Consider the following 18227-nt stretch of genomic DNA (forward strand, 5'->3'; position numbering starts at 1 on the left):
TGGCCCGAGCGGTCGGCAAGGTGCGGTAACAGGGAGGAAGCGTCTCGTGAGCAGCAGGCCATCCCGAGGCGCTGCTCGCCTCGCAGCCATACTGGACGCGCTGCCCGATGCGTTGGTGCTGGTCAACGCCAACGGGACCGTCGTCAACGCGAACACCATCGCGCTCGAGGCATTCGAAGCGCCCGGGACCGCACTCGTCGGCCGGGGACTGCTCGACCTGCTGCCGCAGTTCGACTCCAAGCTCATCCCCGGCTCCATGCGCCGGCCCGATCACATGGACCCCGCCGGGCGGACCAAGCCGACGCGGATGATCGCCCGGCGGACCGACGGGGTCGAGTTCCCCGTCGAGGTCACCAGCGCCAATCTCGAGAACGGCCAGCAGGCCTACGACGGTTACGGCTACAGCGGCGACGAGCTGCTGATGCTCGTCGTACGGGACCTGACCGGGACCGTGGACACCGAGGCGGAGCTGGCGCGTTCGCAGCGGCAGACCGAGATGATCCTGCGGGCCGCGTCCGAGGGCGTGGTGGGGACGGACACCGACGGGCGGATCGTGCTCGTCAATCCCGCCGCGGCGCAGATCCTGGGGTACCGGGCGAGCGACCTGGGCGGCAAGGAGCTGCACGACCTGGTGCTGCACTCGCGCGCCGACGGCTCCCCGTTCCCGTACTCCGAGTCGCCGCTCGCGGACACCCTGCGCTCCGGGCGCAAGCACCGGGTCCGCGGGCAGGTGCTGTTCGCCAAGGGCGGCGAGAAGGTCTCCGTCGACCTCACCACCGCGCCCGTGCGCGACGGCGACCAGCTCGTCGGCGCCGTGATGACCTTCGCCGACCGGCGGCCGTACGACACGCTCGCCGACGAGAAGGCCGAGCTGGAGAAGCGGCACGCCGAGGAGCTGGAGCGGATCGACGAGGAGCACGCCTCGGAGCTCACCGCCCTGCGCCAGAAGCACGTGGGCGAACTCGAGGCGCTGCAGGAGCAGCACGGCGAGGAGATCGCCGCGGGCGACGAGCGCTACGCCGCCCTCGGCGAGCGCGAGAAGGACCGCTACGAGGCCCTCGCCGCGCGGCACGACCAGCTGCTGACGCTGCTGGGACGGTCGTTGCGCGGCCCGCTGGACGAGCTGCGGCGCGAGCTGGCCGCGCTCGCCGCGGACGACGCCGGGCAGCTGTGGCCCGAGGCCAACCAGGTGCTGCACCATCTGTCGGCCGGCTACTCGCGGATCACCACGCTCATCGACAACGTCCTCGGCTATCAGCTGATCGACGCCGGGAGCGAGCAGATCACCCGGGTGAAGGTGATGCTCGACGCGGTCGTCGCGGCCGGTGTCGACGGGGCCGTCGACCTGATCGGGCCCGGCCGGGTGCAGTTCGCCGTGCACGCGCCGCCCATCGAGGCCGAGGTCGACCCGCAGCGTCTCGCGAGCGCGCTCGCCCATCTGATCGCGGACGTCGCGGGCGTCGACGCGACCGGCAACGCGCCCGTGTCGGCGGGCGGTTACATGGACAACACCGTGGTGGTGGCCGCCGCGCAGCGCGGTGAGGTCGTGCGGATCGAGGTGCGCGGGCCGTACGCCGGGGGAGACCCGGTGCACGAGCCGATCGTGCGCGGGATCGTACGCGCCCACGGCGGTGTGCTGCAGACCCACGAAGTGCCGGGCATGAGCGGCAACGCGTACGTGCTCGAGGTGCCCATCGGCGGCGGCGCCGGTGCCGTGACGGCGGAGATCCCGGCGCAGGCCCCGGGTGCCGACGACGGTCTGTCCGACCGGACCTCCGGCGGCGGGCGGCGCGCACGGCGCTCCTCCGTCGACGCGTTCCTGGGCGGCGAGGGCCCCGGGGAGCCCGGTGACCCGGCGGAGCACGGGGACCCGGAGGCCGTCGCGCCCACCGGCCGGCGGCGCAGGCGTGCCGTCGAGGAGTCGGAGGCAGCCGCGGCCTCGACCGCCCTGGAGGTGTCCGGTGGCACCGGGCGGCGGCGCGGCCGGGCGGCCGAGGGCGCCGTCGTCATGGCGGGCGAGAACTCCGCGGGAACGGCTGCCGCCGGTACGGGTCTGGGCGGGACGGTGCCTCCGCAGGGCGTGCCCGTGCCGGGCGGACGGCGTGCGCGGCACGGCGGCGGCGAGCAGAACGCACTGCCCGCGGCGCTGCCCGCTCCCGCCGCGCCCGGCGACCAGCCGGCGCTCGCCGAGAAGGCCGAGCCGACCGGGCGCCGGCGCCGTGCCCTGGCCGCCGCGCAGGACCGCGCCGCGGCTCAGGAGGCGGCTCCCCGTTCGGTGTTCGCCCTGCCACCCGCGGATGCGGACCGTCCGTCCGAGGCCGTGGCGGCGCAGGCTCCGGTTCCGGCGCAGGGGCGGGCGCCCGTGCCGGCGCAGGCCCAGCCGCAGATTCCGGGGCAGGCGGCGGCGCCCGCTCCGGCGCAGGTGCCCGGCCAGGCCGGCCACGACTCCTCCGCCGGTGCCCCGGCCGACGTCGGCCGGCACGACGCCGTGCCGCACGACCAGTCCGGCGACCACACACCGCCCCAGCCGCATCCGACGAGCGCGCCGACAGGGCGCCGTCGCCGTGCGGTGGCACAGCCCGCGGCCGCGCAGGAGAGCGTGCCCGTCCCGGCGCAGGCGGCCCCCGCGCACTCCGCGCCCGCTCCCGAGGTCCCCGCTGCGAACGGCGCCCAGCCGCTGCCCGCGCCGGGCGCTCCCGTCCAGGAGGAGGCCGCCGGGCCCCTTCCGGTCGAGGCCGCCCCCGGCCGGCCCGCGCACATGCCGCCGCAGCAGCCCGCGCAGACCCCTGCCACCCCGCTCCCGCCGGAGGCCCCCGCGGCGAAGGCGCAGGCCCCGGCGCAGGTGCGGCCCGCCCAGCCGCTGCCCGCCGAGGCGGCCGCCGCGCCCGCCCCGCCCGTCGACCCCAACTCCACGCAGGGACGGGCGATCAGCGTCCGGACCCTGGGACAGGGCGTGCCCTTCACCCGGCAGGCCGCGCAGGTCCAGCAGCCGGCGTCCGCCACTCCCGCGCCGCACAACCCGGCCGCCGGCGGCCGGCGCCGCAAGCTGGGCACGCGGACCGACCTCGCCGCCCCGGACCAGGCGGCCCGTTCGCACCCGCCGGCCGAGCAGGCCGCCGCACCGGCGCAGGCCCAGCCGCAGCCCCAGCCGTCGCTCGCCGGCCAGTCGCGGCTCGCGCAGGCGACCGAGGCCGCCGGGCGGTCGTACGCCATAGGGGCCCCGGACGAGAACGCCACCGAGGGGCCCGAGCCGCTGGACGGACCCGGTGGGGCCGTCGAGATCAAGGACGCGCCGCGGCCGCAGCCGATGGACGACGAACTGCCGCCGGAGCCGCTGGACAACCCGCGCCGGCTGCTGGTGTGGCCCGCGCCGGACGTGACGACGCAGCAGGCGCTGAGCGACCGCGGCTACCGGCCCGTGATCGTGCACTCCCGCGAGGAGGTCGACGCGCAGATCGCGGCCTTCCCCGCCGCACTGTTCGTGGACCCGCTGACCGGGCCGATCACCCGCACCGCGCTCCAGTCGCTGCGCCAGGCGGCGGTGGCCGCCGAGGTGCCGGTCCTGGTGACGGCGGGACTCGGGCAGGCGACGCGGGAGGCGGCGTACGGCGCCGACCCGGCCGTCCTGCTGAAGGCGCTCGCGCCGCGGGACAGCGAGCAGCATCCGCCGCGCGTGCTGCTGATCGAGGAGCACGCGGAGATCGCGCTGGCGCTGACCGCGACGCTGGAGCGGCGCGGGATGCAGGTGGCGCGGGCCGCGAGCGACGCGGACGCGGTGGCGCTGGCGGGGCAGCTGCGCCCCAACCTGGTCGTGATGGACCTGATGCAGGTGCACCGGCGCCAGGCCGGGATCATCGACTGGCTGCGGGCGAACGGCCAGCTCAACCGCACCCCGCTCGTCGTCTACACCGCCGCCGTCGACCAGGCCGACCTGCCGCGGCTGGCCTCCGGCGAGACGGTGCTCTTCCTCGCGGAACGCTCCACGAGCCCCGAGGTGCAGAGCCGGATCGTCGACCTGCTCTCACGGATCGGCACCAACTGACGCGGTGTGCGCGTCGGTCGGTGCCGTCCCGTCGGAGCCTCAGAGGCTGGTGACGTCCAGGTCGCCGTCGGCGTAGCGGCGGCGGAGGACCTTCTTGTCGAACTTGCCCACGCTGGTCTTCGGCACGGACTCGATGATCGTCCAGCGCTCGGGGAGCTGCCACTTGGCGATCTTGCAGACGTCGCTCGCGAGGAAGGCGCGCAGGGACTCGAAGTCGGTGGCCGCGCCCTCCTTCAACACGACGGTGGCCAGCGGGCGTTCGCCCCACTTCTCGTCCGGTACGGCGACCACGGCGGCCTCCGCGACGTCCGGGTGGGACATCAGGGCGTTCTCCAGGTCCACGGACGAGATCCACTCGCCGCCGGACTTGATGACGTCCTTGGCGCGGTCGGTGAGGGTGAGGAAGCCCTCGGAGTCGATCGTCCCCACGTCGCCCGTCTTCAGCCAGCCGTCCTCGCTGAACTTGTCGGCGGGGCGCAGGGGTTCGGCGTCGGGGCCGTTGTAGTAGGCGCCCGCGATCCAGTTGCCGCGCACCTCCAGCTCGCCCGCGGACTCTCCGTCCCAGGGCAGGCGCTCGCCGCCGGGGCCGGTGAGGCGGGCCTCGACGCCGGCCGGGAAGCGGCCCTGGGTCAGGCGGTAGGCGAACTCCTCGTCGGTGCCGACCGCGTGGGCCGGCGGGCGGGCGATCGTGCCGAGCGGTGAGGTCTCCGTCATGCCCCAGGCGTGGCAGACCCGCATGCCCAGGCTGTCGAAGGCCTCCATCAGGGAGGGCGGGCAGGCCGAACCGCCGATGGTGACCTGGGTGAGGGAGGAGACGTCGCGCGGCTTGGCGGTCAGCTCGGCGAGCAGGCCCTGCCAGATGGTGGGCACGGCTGCCGCGTGGGTCGGGTGCTCGGACTCGATCATCTCGGCGAGCGGTGCCGGCTGCAGGAAGCGGTCCGGCATCAGCAGGTTGACGCCGGTCATGAAGGTGGCGTGCGGCAGGCCCCAGGCGTTCACGTGGAACTGCGGGACCACGACGAGGGAGGTGTCCTGGTCGGTCAGGCCCATCGACTGGGCCATGTTGACCTGCATGGAGTGCAGATAGATCGAACGGTGGCTGTAGACCACGCCCTTGGGGTCGCCCGTGGTGCCGGAGGTGTAGCACATGGCGGCGGCCTGGCGTTCGTCCAGCTCCGGCCAGTCGTAGCTGGTCGGCTTGGCGGCGATCAGGTCCTCGTACTCGTGGACCTGGGCGCGGGCGCCGTCGAGGAGGGAGCGGTCGCCGGGGCCGGTGACGACGATGTGCTCGATCGTGGGCAGCCTCGGCAGCAGCGGGGCGAGCAGCGGCAGCAGCGAGCCGTTGACGATGACGACCCTGTCGGCCGCGTGGTTGACGATGAACGTCAGCTGGTCGGCGGGCAGCCGCAGGTTGAGCGTGTGCAGCACCGCGCCCATGCAGGGGATCGCGAAGTACGCCTCGACGTGCTCGGCGTTGTTCCAGGCGAGGGTCGCCACCCGGTCGGAGTCCTGGACCTGGAGGTCCTCGCGCAGGGCGTGCGCGAGCTGGGCCGCTCGGGCCCCGATCTCGGCGTAGGAGCGGCGGTGTGGCTCGCCCTCGCCGGTCCAGGTGGTCACCTGCGATGTCCCGTGGACCGTCGACCCGTGGGTCAGGATCCTCGAGATCAGCAGCGGTACGTCCTGCATCGTGCTCAGCACGGTGTCCTCCCGGGGCGACATTGCCTACGCGGCGGCAAGGGTTGCGCTGATTCTGCGCACATACCGCGCGGTATGTCACTAGGGCCCGGGTGATCGATCAGAACATGTCGGTTCCCAATAGCCACCAGGTGAGCCCCTCACGGCCCACCAAGGAGGCGCATTACCGCACAAGTCCCAGCTCAGGGTCCTCGCGCAGCTTGCTCAGCGCACGTGACACCGCCGACTTCACCGTGCCCACGGACACATCGAGCACCTCGGCCGTCTGGACCTCGCTCAGGTCCTCGTAGTACCTGAGGACGACCATCGCCCGCTGCCGCGCGGGCAGCTTCATGATCGCCCGCCACATCGCGTCGCGCAGCGCCTGCTGCTCGGCCGGGTCGTCCCCGCCGCGCACGGGCTCCGGCTCGGGCAGCTCCTCGCACACGAACTCGTCGACCCTGCGCTTGCGCCACTGCGAGGTGCGCGTGTTGAGCAGGGCCCGTCGCACATAGCCGTCGAGCGCGCGGTGGTCCTCGATGCGCTCCCAGGCGACGTACGTCTTGGTGAGCGCGGTCTGCAGCAGGTCCTCCGCGTCGCTCGGGTTCGCGGTGAGCGACCGGGCGGTACGCAGCAGCACCGGCTGCCGGGCCCTCACGTACGAGGCGAACGACGGGTAGGCGAGGGTCTGCGTCGCCGGTGCGGCGGCGTTCGAAGCGCGGGTGCAGACGGGTGTGGTCATGGCTTAACGCTAGGAGCGGCGGCACCTCCGGCGGATCGGCCGCAGGTCCCGAAGCCGGATCCGCCTCAGGTTGTAGGGGTGGAGGTGGCTGCACCTCCTGAAGGTGGACGAGCGGGCCGGGGATACTGCGGGATGACCCCTGGGGGGCGCCCGGGCACTCAGCCGTCCGCGGCCAGGACCAGGCCCGACGTGGGCACCCCGGTCCCCGCCGTCACCAGCACCTGTTCCGCCCCGGGCACCTGGTTCGCGGCCGTTCCGCGCAGCTGCCGCACCCCCTCCGCGATGCCGTTCATCCCGTGGAGGTACGCCTCCCCCAGCTGGCCTCCGTGCGTGTTGATCGGCAACGACCGCCCGGCGACGAAGTCCGCCGCCTCCCCCTTCCCGCAGAACCCGAACTCCTCCAGCTGCATCAGCACGAACGGCGTGAAGTGGTCGTAGAGGATCGCCACGTCCACGTCGGCCGGGGTGAGCCCGGAGGTGCGCCAGAGCTGGCGGGCCACCACGTCCATCTCGGGCAGGCCGGTGAGGTCGTCGCGGTAGAAGCTCGTCATCTGCTCCTGGCCGCGGCCCGCCCCCTGGGCGGCCGCGGCGATCACGGCGGGCGGATTGCGCAGGTCACGGGCCAGCTCCGGCGTCGTGACGACGATCGCCTGGCCGCCGTCGGTCTCCTGGCAGCAGTCCAGGAGCCTGAGCGGCTCGACGATCCAGCGCGAGGCCGCGTGGTCGGCGAGGGTGATGGGACGGCCGTGGAAGTACGCCGCCGGGTTGGTCGCGGCGTACGCGCGGTCGACGACGGCCACGTGCCCGAACGCCTCCGGGGTGAGGCCGTAGGTGTGCAGATACCGCTGGGCGGCCATCGCCACCCACGAGGCCGGGGTGAGCAGCCCGAACGGCAGGACCCAGCCGAGCGCCGCGCCCTCCGCCGAGGGCTCGCGGTGCTGCACGCCGGAGCCGAAGCGGCGGCCCGAGCGCTCGTTGAAGGCCCGGTAGCAGACGACCACCTCGGCCACCCCGGTGGCGACGGCGAGCGCCGCCTGCTGGACGGTCGCGCAGGCCGCACCGCCGCCGTAGTGGATCCGGGAGAAGAAGGACAGCTCGCCCATCCCGCATGCCTGGGCCACGGTGATCTCCGGGCTGGTGTCCATGGTGAACGTGACCATCCCGTCCACGTCGCCCGGTGCCAGCCCCGCGTCGTCGAGCGCCGCGCGCACCGCCTCCACGGCCAGCCGCAGCTCGCTGCGCCCCGAGTCCTTGGAGAACTCGGTGGCCCCGATGCCGGCGATCGCGGCGCGCCCGCCGAGGCCGTCCTTCCTGCGGACGCTCATCCGGCACCCCCCGGCGGGACGGTGACGGTCACCGTGCCCGTGACATGACTGCCGATGCCGTTCGCCCCGACCACGCGGACCGTCGCGGTGTCGCCGTCGACCGCCTCGACGGTTCCGGTCAACACCATCGTGTCGCCCGGGTAGTTGGGCGCTCCCAGCCGTATGACCACCTTGCGCAGGACGGCCGCCGGGCCGAAGTGGTCGGTGATGTAGCGGCCGACCAGGCCGTTCGTCGTCAGGATGTTCATGAAGATGTCCGGGGAGCCCTTCCGCCGGGCCAGCTCGGCGTCGTGGTGGACGTCCTGGTAGTCGCGGGAGGCGATGGCGCCGGCGACGATCAGGGTGCGGGTGATCGGGATCTCGAGCGGGGGCAGCTCCTCACCGGCTCTCATACGGCGGCCTCCTCGCAGGGACGGAACACGGGCAGCACCAACTCGTCGTCGTACGAACGGAATTCGAGCCGCACCGGCATGCCGACGCGCACCTTGTCGTACGGCACCCCCACCACACCGCTGATCATCCGCACTCCCTCGGCGAGTTCGATCAGGGCGACCGCGTACGGGCCCGCCGCGTCAGCGGCATGTTCGGATGCCGTGAAGGCCGGGAAGGGCGGGTGGTGCATGACGACGTACGAGTACACCGTTCCCTCGCCGCCCGCTTCGACGGTGTCCCAGTCCGGGCTGCCGCAGGCGTTGCAGCCCGGCAGCCAGGGGAAGCGGAGGGCGGCGCAGGCGGTGCAGCGCTGGATGAGCAGGCGGTGCCGTCCGACGCCTTCCCAGAAGCCGGCGTTGTCGCGGTTGACGACGGGGCGGGGGCGGGGCGGGCGCTTCGGACCGGCGCCGGCCGGGGCGTACTTGAGGACGCGGAAGCGGTGCGTGCCCACGACGTCCGGGCCGACCCGGACGTCGGTGCGGGTCGTGATGAAGTACCCCGTGCCCAGCTTGGTCGTCTTGCGCGGCGACACCGACTCGATCACCGTGTCGAAGGTGACCTCGTCGCCGGGGCGCAGCGGGCGCAGATACTCCTGCTCGCAGTCGGTCGCCACGATCGAGGTGCAGCCGGCCTCCTCGAGGAGGGCGAACATCTCGTCGTGGGCAGCCGCCCGCCCCTCGTGACCGGCGAGGCCGCCCATGGTCCACGCCTGGAGCATGGTGGGCGGGGCGATGGCGCAGGGGCCGGTGTAGGCGGGGCTGGTGTCGCCCATCGCCTCGCACCAGTGCCGGATCATCGGCAGGTTGACGGGGTCCCGGCCCTTCCCGGTGAGCGTGGCGGCCCGTCCCTCGTAGGACTTCAGCCGTGCGCCCAGCTCGTCGTCCACGACACCGCACCTCCGACCCTCGGGTTTCTGACTGTCCGTCAGATCCGATGGGCTGTCAAGGTCACTGCGGCACAGGGGGAAACGCCTGCGCGGCGGTGCCGAAGCACCGCCGCGCAGACGCCCTGCACCCCAACGTGCACACCCCGCACCCCCTGCGTCAGGGGCGCCGGCTCACCACAGTTCGCTGAAGTTGATGGCGACGTTCCTGTTCCCCTGGTTGATGGCCGTGAACGCGGAGCCCTTGACCTGGGCCGTGTTGCTCTGGTTCGAGGCGCCGTTGCCGACCGCGTTCTGCTGCGTGGTGGACGAGTTGCCGTTGTTGTCGTGGCCGACACCGCTGCCGATGCTGCTCGCCACACCCGCGTTCGATCCGTTGTCCGCGATGGCGCCGTTGTCCGCCGCCGCGACGCCGGTGAACAGAGCGGCTGCCAGCGGAAGGGCGGAGACGGCGGCGATGACGCGGGCAGTACGGATGCTTGCCATGTTGTTCCTCCAGAACACCAACGTGAAGTACGTGAAGTACGGCTGCTACCAGGGCAGTTGGCCGACCGCCTCGGTGTGGTGCACGACGTCGCATGATCAGAGTTGCCCACCGAATCCCCGGCGAACCACCCCGCAAGGCGCGATTCGCCCTCAAGTGCTACGACAAGTCGATAAACCCCTAACGCGACTTCAGTCGCCCAGGTCGGGACAGTCCGGGCACTCCGGCCCCAAGCGCCGCAAGAGGAGAACCGCTCCGGCACTTTTCCGGCCAACCTCCCCGCCCCGGGCGTGCCGCACTCGATTCCGGCTTCCCTTTTTCGAACGTACGTACGAACATAGAGGCATGGCCACCACCGACCGGCAGGCCACGACGCTGGCCCTCGCACACGCCCTGTCAGCCGCCGAGCGCGGTCTGGCCGTCATACCCCTGTCCCGGACGAAGCTCCCGGCCCTGCGCTCCCCCCACCACGACGACCCCGAACCCGAGCCCTGCCACGGCGAGTGCGGCCGCCTCGGGCACGGGGTGTACGACGCTTCGACCGACCCGGCGCGGATCCGTGAACTGTTCGCCGCGGCCCCCCGGGCGAGCGGCTACGGCATCGCGTGCGGCCTCCCGCCGCACCATCTGATCGGCGTCGACCTCGACACGAAGGTGGGCACGGACTCCTCGGCCGCCCTGCGCGAGCTGGCGCTGCGCCACCTGTTCACGATCCCGGAGACGGTGGTCGTCATCACCCCCAGCGGCGGACGCCACCTGTGGCTGAGCGGTCCGCCGGACGTCGTCGTGCCCAACTCGGCCGGCCGGCTCGCCCCCGGCATCGACATCCGGGGCGCCGGCGGCTACCTCGTCGGCCCCGGCTCCCGCACCGAGCACGGCGTCTACACCACGGCGCCCGGCACCGCCCACCTCGCGCCCGCGGCGTGCCCACCCGCCTTGTTACGGCTGCTGCTGCCGCCGCCGCGCGCGCACCGGCCCACGCCGGCCGCGGCGGGCGACCACGGACAGGGGCTGGTCCAGTTCGTCCTCGCCGCGCACGAGGGGCAGCGCAACACCCGCCTGTTCTGGGCGGCCTGCCGGGCCTACGAGGACGGCATCGGGCCCGCGCTCGTCGATCCGCTGGTCGAGGCGGCCCTGAACGCGGGCCTGACCGAACGCGAGGCACGGGCGACGATCGCTTCGGCGGCCCGGATGACGGGGCACCGGCCGTGAGACCCACGGGGCAGCCGTGGCAGCGCAAGAACCATGAGGAGCTCCATGCACGACCGCTCTGGGGTGCGGACCATGTCGCTGACGCGCGTGGTCCTCGCCACCGGCCGCTCCGTCGACCTCGCCGAGGTGCGGTTCACGTCGACGTACGGCGGGCTGGACGGCTACCCCTGCAAGCCGTTCAACGACCTGGTGATCAGAGGACTCCTCAGCGCCACGGAACAGTCCTTCCCCACCGTCCCGGTGCACCTCGTACCGCCCCCGCGCGAGTACCCCCACCACTTCCCCGGCGCCTACGGCCCGGTCGAGATCCTGCCCCCTGTCGCCTGCGTCGGCTCCTTCCGCTCCACCCCGCTGCACCCCGCCCACGACCCGGCCCTCTCCTACTCGGCCCTCACCGTCATCTGGTTCCAGCGCACCACCCGCATGCCCCACGAGTGCGACGCGGAGGCTTCGCTGCGGGGGGTGGACTGGGAGGGACTGGCCCGGGATCACGAGGTGTAGGGACCTGAGCCGGGGAAGTTTTTGCCTGTGGCCGATATCCGGTGGGGACGGCCCGGCGGGACGGGGGTCCGCGGGTTTCGCGTGAGCAAAGTGAGGCCGAAAACGCCGGGGTAACCGGCCCGTTCGCGTTACAGCCGTGTTGACCATCTCCCGGGCACGGCGCACCCTCACACATAGATGGCAATTGCATCTTGTTTGCCTCGGGGTGTCGTTGCGTGCGGAAAGCCGCATGTGAGGAAGGCCCGCGCGGCAAACCCGTATCGGGAGGCACCCCATGTGCGGCATCACCGGCTGGATCTCCTACGACCGCGATCTGCGGACGGAGTCGGCCGTATTGGATGCAATGACCGAGACGATGGCCTGCCGCGGCCCCGACGACCGCGGCACCTGGGTGCAGGGCCCGGCGGCCCTCGGGCACCGCAGGCTCGCGATCATCGACCTGCCCGGCGGCCGGCAGCCGATGGCGGCCGGCACCCCGCACGGCAGCGTGGCGCTCGTGTACTCGGGGGAGACGTACAACTTCACCGAGCTGCGCCGTGAGCTCACCGCCCGCGGCCACCGTTTCACCACCGACTCCGACACCGAGGTCGTCCTGCACGGCTACCTCGAATGGGGCGAGCAGGTCGCCGAACGCCTCAACGGGATGTACGCGTTCGCCCTCTGGGACGGCCGCCACGACAAGCTGGTGATGATCCGCGACCGTATGGGCATCAAGCCCTTCTACTACTACCCCACCCCCGACGGCGTCCTGTTCGGCTCCGAGCCCAAGGCGATCCTCGCCAACCCCCTCGCCCCCGCCCGCGTCGGCCTGGACGGGCTGCGCGAGCTGTTCACGATGATCAAGACCCCGCGGCACGCCGTGTGGGAGGGCATGGCGGAGGTCGAACCCGGCACCGTCGTCACCGTCGACCGCTCGGGCGTCCACCGCCGCGCGTACTGGGAGCTGGAGACCCGGCCGCACACCGACGACCGCGACACCACCATCGCCACCGTGCGCTCGCTGCTCGACGACATCGTGCGCCGCCAGCTCGTCGCCGACGTGCCCCGCTGCACCCTGCTCTCCGGCGGCCTCGACTCCTCGGCCATGACCGCGCTCGCCGCACGCCAACTCGGCGCGCACGGCGAGAAGGTGCGCAGCTTCGCCGTCGACTTCGCCGGCCAGAGCGACCACTTCGTCGCCGACGAACTCCGCGGCACCCCCGACACCCCGTTCGTCCACGACGTGGCCCGCACCGCCCACACCGAGCACCAGGACATCGTGCTCGACGCACAGGCGCTCGCCGACCCCGAGGTGCGCGCGAAGGTGATCAGGGCCCGCGACCTGCCCGCCGGGCTCGGCGACATGGACGCCTCGCTGTACCTGCTCTTCCGGGCCATCCGCGACCAGTCGACCGTCGCGCTGTCCGGCGAGTCCGCCGACGAGGTCTTCGGCGGCTATCTCCAGTTCTTCGACGAGGAGGCCCGCCGCGGCGGCACCTTTCCCTGGCTGGTGCGCTTCGGTCGCCACTTCGGCGAGGACGCCGAGGTGCTGCGCCCCGACCTGCTCGCCGCGCTCGACCTGGACGGCTATGTCGCCGACGGCTACCGCACGGCCGCGGCAGCCGTCCAACGCCTGGACGGCGAGAGCGACTTCGAGTTCCGGATGCGGCGGATCTGCCACCTCCACCTCACCCGCTTCGTCCGCATCCTGCTCGACCGCAAGGACCGCGCGAGCATGGCCGTCGGCCTCGAGGTGCGGGTCCCGTTCTGCGACCACCGGCTCGTCGAGTACGTCTACAACACGCCCTGGGCGCTGAAGTCGTTCGACGGCCGGGAGAAGAGCCTGCTGCGGGAGGCGACCGCCGACCTGCTCCCGAAGTCGGTGTACGACAGGGTCAAGAGCCCGTACCCCTCCACGCAGGACCCCAAGTACGCGGTCGCGCTCCAGGACCAGGCCAAGGACCTGCTGGCCCGGCCCGCCCACCCGGTCTTCGACCTCGTCGACCGCGAGCGCCTGCACCGCGTGGCCCACCACGACGCCCCCGTGAACAACCAGGCCCAGCGGCGCGGTCTGGAACGGGCGCTCGACCTGGCGCAGTGGCTGGACATGTACCGCCCGGAGATCCGTCTGGGCTGATCCGGGGCCGGGTCCCGAGATGCCCGGGTCCGGGACGGACGGCAGCATGAGGAGCGAGAAGCGCGGAACCCGCCTCAGTGACGTCGATCGCGGAGGGACGCGGCACATGGCGTCGATCGCGGAGGGATGCGGTGGACCTGGACACAGTCGCGGACGAGCTGTACGGACTGCGGCCGGAGGACTTCACCTCCGCCCGTGACGCACGGGCGGCCGAGGCCCGCAGGGCCGGCGACCGCACGCTCGCCGGCGAGATCGGCAAGCTGCGCCGGCCCAGTCTGCCGGCCTGGGCGAGCAACCTGCTGGTCCGCGAGCGGCCCGAGGAGGCCGAGTCGCTGCTCCGGCTCGGCGCGGGGCTGCGCCAGGCCCACCGCGACCTGGACGGGGAGCAGCTGCGCGAGCTGAGCCGGCAGCAGCACGTCGTGATCGACGCGTTGTCCCGGCAGGCGCTGCAGCTGGCGGACCGGGCCGGGCACCCGATCGGCGAGGACGCCCGCCGCGAGGTCGAGACCATCCTGCACGCCGTGCTCGCCGACCCCCACGCCGCGACGGAGTGGGCCACCGGACGCCTGGTCAGGGCCTTCGACCAGGTCGCGGGGTTCCCGGCGGCGGCGGACGGTGCCCGCCCCCGGCCCGCGAAGACGGCGCGGAAGCGGGAGGGGACGCGGCCCGCACGAAGCGGCGGCAACAGCGGCAGAGCCGACGACGAACGCCGCCGCCGGCTCGGACAGGCCCGGCAGAAGGCCGAGGACGCGGAGCGGGAACTCAGGGCCCGCCGGAAAGCGGCCGAGGACGCCGGCCGGAACGCGGACGACGCGCGGGAACGGGCCGAGACACTCGCACAGCGCGTCCGGGAGCTGACCGACGAACTGAGGAGCGTCGAGAAGGACCAGCACCAGGCCGAGGAGGCCGCGCGCAAGGCGCGCGAGCAGGCCCGCGAAGCCGACCGGCGCGTCCGGGAGGCCCGCCGCCGCGCCGGGACCGCCGCCGCCCGGGTCACGCGCCTCGGCGATCAGGGGCCGCCGCGCTCCGTGGGGCTCGCGTGAAGTTCGCGGAGCTTGACGTTCTTCTCCTGGGAGCATCAAGCTGCCGATGCCCATGAGGTCGCCCGCCTGGTCTGCGAGCGCGGCGGCCTGACCTGACGCCACGCGCCCGGAACGCGGTCAGGGGCACCTCTCACAGCGTCCGCATACGTTCTCAGCCCTCGTCGATCTTCGAGGGTTCTGTGGCAGCGCTGGAGGACGCTCCCGTGAGGTACTCGAAGGTGCCGGTGATGTCCAGGACCCGGTCCAGGCTTGCGGGGCGGTCGTCCAGATGAAGCCGGACACCGACGGCGGAGGTGCGGCGGCAGATCATCAGCAGACTGGACAGCCCCATGGAGTCGGCCGTGCCGAGCCCGGCGCAGTGCAGGTGCAGGTGATTCAGCCCAGGCCGTGCGGCGAGTTGGGTGGTGACTGTCTCCAACAGGAAGTCGGCCGTCCCGTAGTCGAGATCGCCCTCGATCTCTATCCGCAGCCTGTCCTCGGCATCGACCGTGGTCAGCTGCAGGTGAGTGTGAGGCAGCGTCGTCATGCGGGGTTCCCCGTGGAGATGTGGCCAGTGGTCAGGGCCTGGGTGCCGTGTTCGATGATGCGGGAGGCCCGCGGAAAGTCCTTGAGTTCCGTGGCGAGGAGGTGCAGCGCCGGCGGCAGGCTCTGTGCGGGCACACCGCGCGCCACGAGTACCTCGGCGGTCCAGGTCAGGAATCGGGCAAAGAGCCCTTCGTCGCCGAGGTAGAGGGCGACGGCGAGGAACTCCACGATGTGCGCGAGGTCCTCCGCCGTGCGCTCGCGCTGCATGTCGCCGTAGGTGCGCATGGCGGGGAATGCGTCCTCGAGGCCGGTGAAGACGCTTCGGACCAGGGAGGCGCTGTTGCGGGACACCAGCGTGTATTCCTGGTCGACCAGGTGGGGCAGGTCGTCGACCTGCTGGTGGTCCGGCCGCGGGCGGGTCAGAGGTCCCCGGGCAAGGATGTCGGCGGCGGCGCGGGCGTCGGGAGCCCATGCGTCCGCCCCCAGAAGTTCGGCGTAGCGGCCGTCAGGGCCGAAGGCGGCGCCTCCGACCAGAACGGGCACCCCGACGGTCTGGCATGCGGTGATCGCAGCGTGCGCGGTGGGCAACCGGGTGGCGATCGAACCGGAGAGCGCGACCGCGTCCGCGCGGGTGCGGTGCAGGTGGGACATGAGGTGCGGGGCCGGTACCTGGGCGCCGAGGTAGTCGACCTGCCAGCCGCGCAGCTTGAGTACCTCGGCCAGCAGGCGTGCGGGCAGCGCGTGCCACTCGCCGTCCACGCAGGCCACCGTGACCCTGCCCCGGGTGGGGGCGGTGCGGGCGGCCGGGTGCAGGGTGAGTGCGGCCACGGCTCGTTCGTTGATGGCGGTCGCGGCATGTTCCCGGGCGACGCTGATGCGGTTGGCCGCCCATTCCGCGCCGACCTTGCCCTGCACGGTCGCGATCACGTCCAGCAGCACGCTTTCCGCGTCCAGACCCTCGTCCACGGCGTGCAGGATCAGCCCGGTGGCCGCGTATTCGTCGCCCTCGAGGACCGCTTCCCACAGGTGATCGGTCAGCTGCTCGAGGCTGGTGCCGCCGTCGAGGCGGGCCGGGGTGCCGGTGCTCATGCGGTGCACCTGCCCCGGGTGTGGCCGTTCACCGAGCCGATGTGGTGGGTGCGGGGTGCGGAGATCACTACGACCGCCATGTCGTCGTGGCGTCCGCTGCCGAGCCACTGGGAGGCGAGCATCAGGACGTGTTCCACGATGCCCTCGGCGGGCAGGCCGGCACACCCGGCGAGCGCGCGCTTGAGACGTTCCTCACCGAACATGCCCTTGCCCATCGGGCCCCCTCTGGCTTCGGTGATCCCGTCCGTGTACAGGACGCAGGATTCCCCTGGTTCCAAGGTGACGGGAGCGGTGTGCACGCGGACGTTCGGCAGAGCGCCGACCAGGGTGCCGCGCGTGTCGGCCTCCTCGACCGTGCCGTTCGCGCGGATGATCAGCGGGCTCGGATGGCCGGCGCTGGTCAGCCTGAGATCCACCGCGCTGCCACTGCGGACGGCGGAGGCCAGGACCAGGGTCGCGAAACGGGTGTCGTGAGAGTTCAGCAGTGCGGTGTTCAGCAGGCTGAGCATCCGGTGGTGATCATCCGCCAGGGGCAGCAGAGCGTGCAGCGTGTTGCGGATCTTGCCGGTCAGCACGGCGGCTTCCAGGCCCTTGCCGCACACGTCCCCGAGCGCGATGAGGGAGGCTTCGCCCTCGACCGCGGCGGGATGCACGTCGTAGAAGTCACCGCCGATCCGCTCGTGATCGGCCGACGGGCGGTAGCCGCCCGCGAAGTCCACCCCGGAAATCCGGTGCAGGGCCGGGGGCAGCAGCTCCCGCATGAGGACCTCGGTGATCGCGTGCTGCTCCGCGTACAGGCGCGCGGCCGACATCGCCGCCCCCGCCCGCCCGGCGAAGAGACGGGCGAACACCTCCTCCTCTTCGGTGAAGGCGGCTGCGTCCGCCGAGCGCAGCAGGACCAGGGCCCCGGCCGGGACGCCGTGCCCGGGCAGCGGAGTGATCACTATCGAGCCGACGGGTCCGAACCCCTCGGGCACCAGCCACTCAGGTGCCAGGGACGGATCGATCCATCGTGACGGCACCGGTGGGAAGCCGCGCAGCGCCTCCCCCAAGCCCGGAACGTCGTACGGGTCCACCGACTCCTGCGACACGGAAGGGGTGCCGCCGCGCAGACAGGAAACCACCGGCAGCGTGTGACCACGGGCCGGCGCGATGGCCAGAGCCGCGTCGGCGAGGCTCTCGGCGGCCATCTGCGCGGTCACGTCCATGCAGTGCCCCAGATTGAGGGAGGAGAGCAGCGCGCTCGACGCTTCGGAGAGGAAGGCGGTCCGCTCCCGCTCCATGCGCAGAGCTTCCCGCGCCAGGTGGTGATCGGTGTCATCGACCAGCCACCACACCACGGTGCCGTCCTCGCGCACACTGGAGTGTGCGTCGAACCGGCGCTCGCCGATCACGCCCGCAGGTGCCGTATCCGCGGCTCGACCGGCAGGCCGTTGGGAAGGAATCAGCGCCTGGTGTGCCTCGGACAACCACGCCGGGACCGCATCCGCGAGAGAGATCCCGGGGCTCGCCGCGGGCAGAAGAGCGCCGGCAGCGTCGTTGCGGGCCACCACCGTGCCTGCGGGATCAGCGATCAGCACAGGACAGGGAGCGCTACCCCACAGAAGGTCCGGTTCCGCGCCGGTACGAGTCTGTGCAGGGGAGAAAGCCAATAGTCGAGGATCCGCTGGGCGAACCCCTCACCTCATTCAGTCGCAGGAAAGTTGCCTGACGGCAACCATCGCCCACGGCCCCTCACATGGCAAGCTCGTCACCCTCTGCGCACACAAACGTCACAACAGCGGTTTTCAAGACCTGAGCCGTCGTCGCCGTGTCACCGGCCGCCGTCGGTTCCGACGTGGAGCGGTCAGGTCGAATCGATAGGCGTACCGGGACGCGGCGAACAGGTTGTCCTCTGCGATGCCGGATGCACCCATGAGAATGCTGAGCGGCCCGCTGAGCATCATCACGCCCCCGGCGAACAGGGACGCGCCGCTGAGCCTTTCGCTGCGGTCCGGCCCCCCGTACCCTCGCCGCGTCTCGTTCGGCACTGCCGCGATGGCCGTCACCTTCCTGTACAGCGCGCTCACCGACGCACAACGCCCGTGCGACGCCAGCCACGCTCCCCTGACAGGCCATGGGGAGGCCGTGGACTCCGTGCCCGATCGAGCGGGGAACCA

14 protein-coding genes are annotated in these 18227 nt (G+C 72.5%); 5 read left to right on the top strand and 9 right to left on the bottom strand.

The genetic code is table 11. The features are described from left to right. Nucleotides 1-46: 46 nt before the first annotated feature. Nucleotides 47-4042, top strand: a complete 3996-nt coding sequence (locus ACIBN2_RS42570) for a PAS domain-containing protein (protein ID WP_399142980.1) — start codon at nt 47-49, stop codon at nt 4040-4042. A 39-nt stretch (nt 4043-4081) separates the two neighbouring features. Here the strand turns inward: ACIBN2_RS42570 and ACIBN2_RS42575 are convergent, their stop codons facing one another. From ACIBN2_RS42575 to ACIBN2_RS42600, 6 genes are all read right to left on the bottom strand, one after another. Further along, nucleotides 4082-5761 carry a long-chain fatty acid--CoA ligase gene (locus ACIBN2_RS42575; RefSeq protein WP_399142982.1) on the bottom strand — a complete coding sequence of 560 codons (1680 nt, stop codon included), beginning with the start codon at nt 5759-5761 and terminating at the stop codon, nt 4082-4084. 139 nt (nt 5762-5900) lie between these two features. Next, nucleotides 5901-6458, bottom strand: coding sequence for a SigE family RNA polymerase sigma factor (locus ACIBN2_RS42580; protein WP_399142984.1), 558 nt, complete (start codon nt 6456-6458; stop codon nt 5901-5903). A gap of 158 nt (nt 6459-6616) precedes the next feature. Then, on the bottom strand, nt 6617-7783 hold the full coding sequence (locus ACIBN2_RS42585) for a lipid-transfer protein (RefSeq protein ID WP_399142986.1): 1167 nt from the start codon (nt 7781-7783) through the stop codon (nt 6617-6619). Continuing rightward, the gene (locus ACIBN2_RS42590) at nt 7780-8175 is read right to left on the bottom strand and encodes a MaoC family dehydratase (RefSeq protein ID WP_399142988.1); all 396 of its coding nucleotides are present in this window, start codon (nt 8173-8175) and stop codon (nt 7780-7782) included. Before ACIBN2_RS42590 ends, ACIBN2_RS42585 begins: the two co-directional genes overlap by 4 nt. Next, nucleotides 8172-9101, bottom strand: coding sequence for a bifunctional MaoC family dehydratase N-terminal/OB-fold nucleic acid binding domain-containing protein (locus ACIBN2_RS42595; protein ID WP_399142989.1), 930 nt, complete (start codon nt 9099-9101; stop codon nt 8172-8174). The genes ACIBN2_RS42590 and ACIBN2_RS42595 overlap by 4 nt, the downstream gene beginning before the upstream one ends. A gap of 171 nt (nt 9102-9272) precedes the next feature. After that, nucleotides 9273-9584 carry a hypothetical protein gene (locus ACIBN2_RS42600; protein WP_393866475.1) on the bottom strand — a complete coding sequence of 104 codons (312 nt, stop codon included), beginning with the start codon at nt 9582-9584 and terminating at the stop codon, nt 9273-9275. 343 nt (nt 9585-9927) lie between these two features. On the opposite strand from ACIBN2_RS42600, the gene ACIBN2_RS42605 reads away from it, so the two are divergent. The 4 genes from ACIBN2_RS42605 (at nt 9928) to ACIBN2_RS42620 (ending at nt 14454) form a co-directional block, all read left to right on the top strand. Beyond that, entirely contained in the window at nt 9928-10794 is an 867-nt protein-coding gene (locus ACIBN2_RS42605; protein ID WP_399142991.1) for a bifunctional DNA primase/polymerase, read from the top strand. A gap of 45 nt (nt 10795-10839) precedes the next feature. After that, nucleotides 10840-11295, top strand: coding sequence for a hypothetical protein (locus ACIBN2_RS42610; RefSeq protein ID WP_399142993.1), 456 nt, complete (start codon nt 10840-10842; stop codon nt 11293-11295). Between the two features lie 274 nt (nt 11296-11569). Further along, on the top strand, nt 11570-13411 hold the full coding sequence (asnB, locus tag ACIBN2_RS42615) for an asparagine synthase (glutamine-hydrolyzing) (RefSeq protein WP_399142995.1): 1842 nt from the start codon (nt 11570-11572) through the stop codon (nt 13409-13411). Nucleotides 13412-13542: 131 nt separating this feature from the next. Further along, nucleotides 13543-14454 carry a hypothetical protein gene (locus ACIBN2_RS42620; RefSeq protein WP_399142997.1) on the top strand — a complete coding sequence of 304 codons (912 nt, stop codon included), beginning with the start codon at nt 13543-13545 and terminating at the stop codon, nt 14452-14454. A 151-nt stretch (nt 14455-14605) separates the two neighbouring features. Here the strand turns inward: ACIBN2_RS42620 and ACIBN2_RS42625 are convergent, their stop codons facing one another. From ACIBN2_RS42625 to ACIBN2_RS42635, 3 genes are read right to left on the bottom strand one after another with little or no spacing between them, the layout of a single operon-like run. Next, a complete protein-coding gene (locus tag ACIBN2_RS42625; protein WP_399142998.1) occupies nt 14606-14980 on the bottom strand; it encodes an STAS domain-containing protein in 375 nt (124 codons plus the stop codon). Next, nucleotides 14977-16068: a B12-binding domain-containing protein gene (locus ACIBN2_RS42630; RefSeq protein ID WP_399143000.1), complete on the bottom strand. Its 1092-nt coding sequence runs from the start codon at nt 16066-16068 to the stop codon at nt 14977-14979. Before ACIBN2_RS42630 ends, ACIBN2_RS42625 begins: the two co-directional genes overlap by 4 nt. Next, on the bottom strand, nt 16065-17648 hold the full coding sequence (locus tag ACIBN2_RS42635; protein WP_399143001.1) for a PP2C family protein-serine/threonine phosphatase: 1584 nt from the start codon (nt 17646-17648) through the stop codon (nt 16065-16067). The genes ACIBN2_RS42630 and ACIBN2_RS42635 overlap by 4 nt, the downstream gene beginning before the upstream one ends. Between the last annotated feature and the right edge of the window lie 579 nt (nt 17649-18227).

The sequence above is a fragment of the Streptomyces sp. NPDC050534 genome, assembly GCF_044457745.1.
GTDB lineage: Bacteria > Actinomycetota > Actinomycetes > Streptomycetales > Streptomycetaceae > Streptomyces.

Coding starts and splice junctions, on each gene's coding strand:
- ACIBN2_RS42630 (WP_399143000.1), bottom strand. CDS start 16,068: ATGAGCACCGGCACCCCGGCCCGCCTCGACGGCGGCACCAGCCTCGAG.
- ACIBN2_RS42605 (WP_399142991.1), top strand. CDS start 9,928: ATGGCCACCACCGACCGGCAGGCCACGACGCTGGCCCTCGCACACGCC.
- ACIBN2_RS42590 (WP_399142988.1), bottom strand. CDS start 8,175: ATGAGAGCCGGTGAGGAGCTGCCCCCGCTCGAGATCCCGATCACCCGC.
- asnB (WP_399142995.1), top strand. CDS start 11,570: ATGTGCGGCATCACCGGCTGGATCTCCTACGACCGCGATCTGCGGACG.
- ACIBN2_RS42580 (WP_399142984.1), bottom strand. CDS start 6,458: ATGACCACACCCGTCTGCACCCGCGCTTCGAACGCCGCCGCACCGGCG.
- ACIBN2_RS42600 (WP_393866475.1), bottom strand. CDS start 9,584: ATGGCAAGCATCCGTACTGCCCGCGTCATCGCCGCCGTCTCCGCCCTT.
- ACIBN2_RS42625 (WP_399142998.1), bottom strand. CDS start 14,980: ATGACGACGCTGCCTCACACTCACCTGCAGCTGACCACGGTCGATGCC.
- ACIBN2_RS42585 (WP_399142986.1), bottom strand. CDS start 7,783: ATGAGCGTCCGCAGGAAGGACGGCCTCGGCGGGCGCGCCGCGATCGCC.
- ACIBN2_RS42610 (WP_399142993.1), top strand. CDS start 10,840: ATGCACGACCGCTCTGGGGTGCGGACCATGTCGCTGACGCGCGTGGTC.
- ACIBN2_RS42575 (WP_399142982.1), bottom strand. CDS start 5,761: ATGTCGCCCCGGGAGGACACCGTGCTGAGCACGATGCAGGACGTACCG.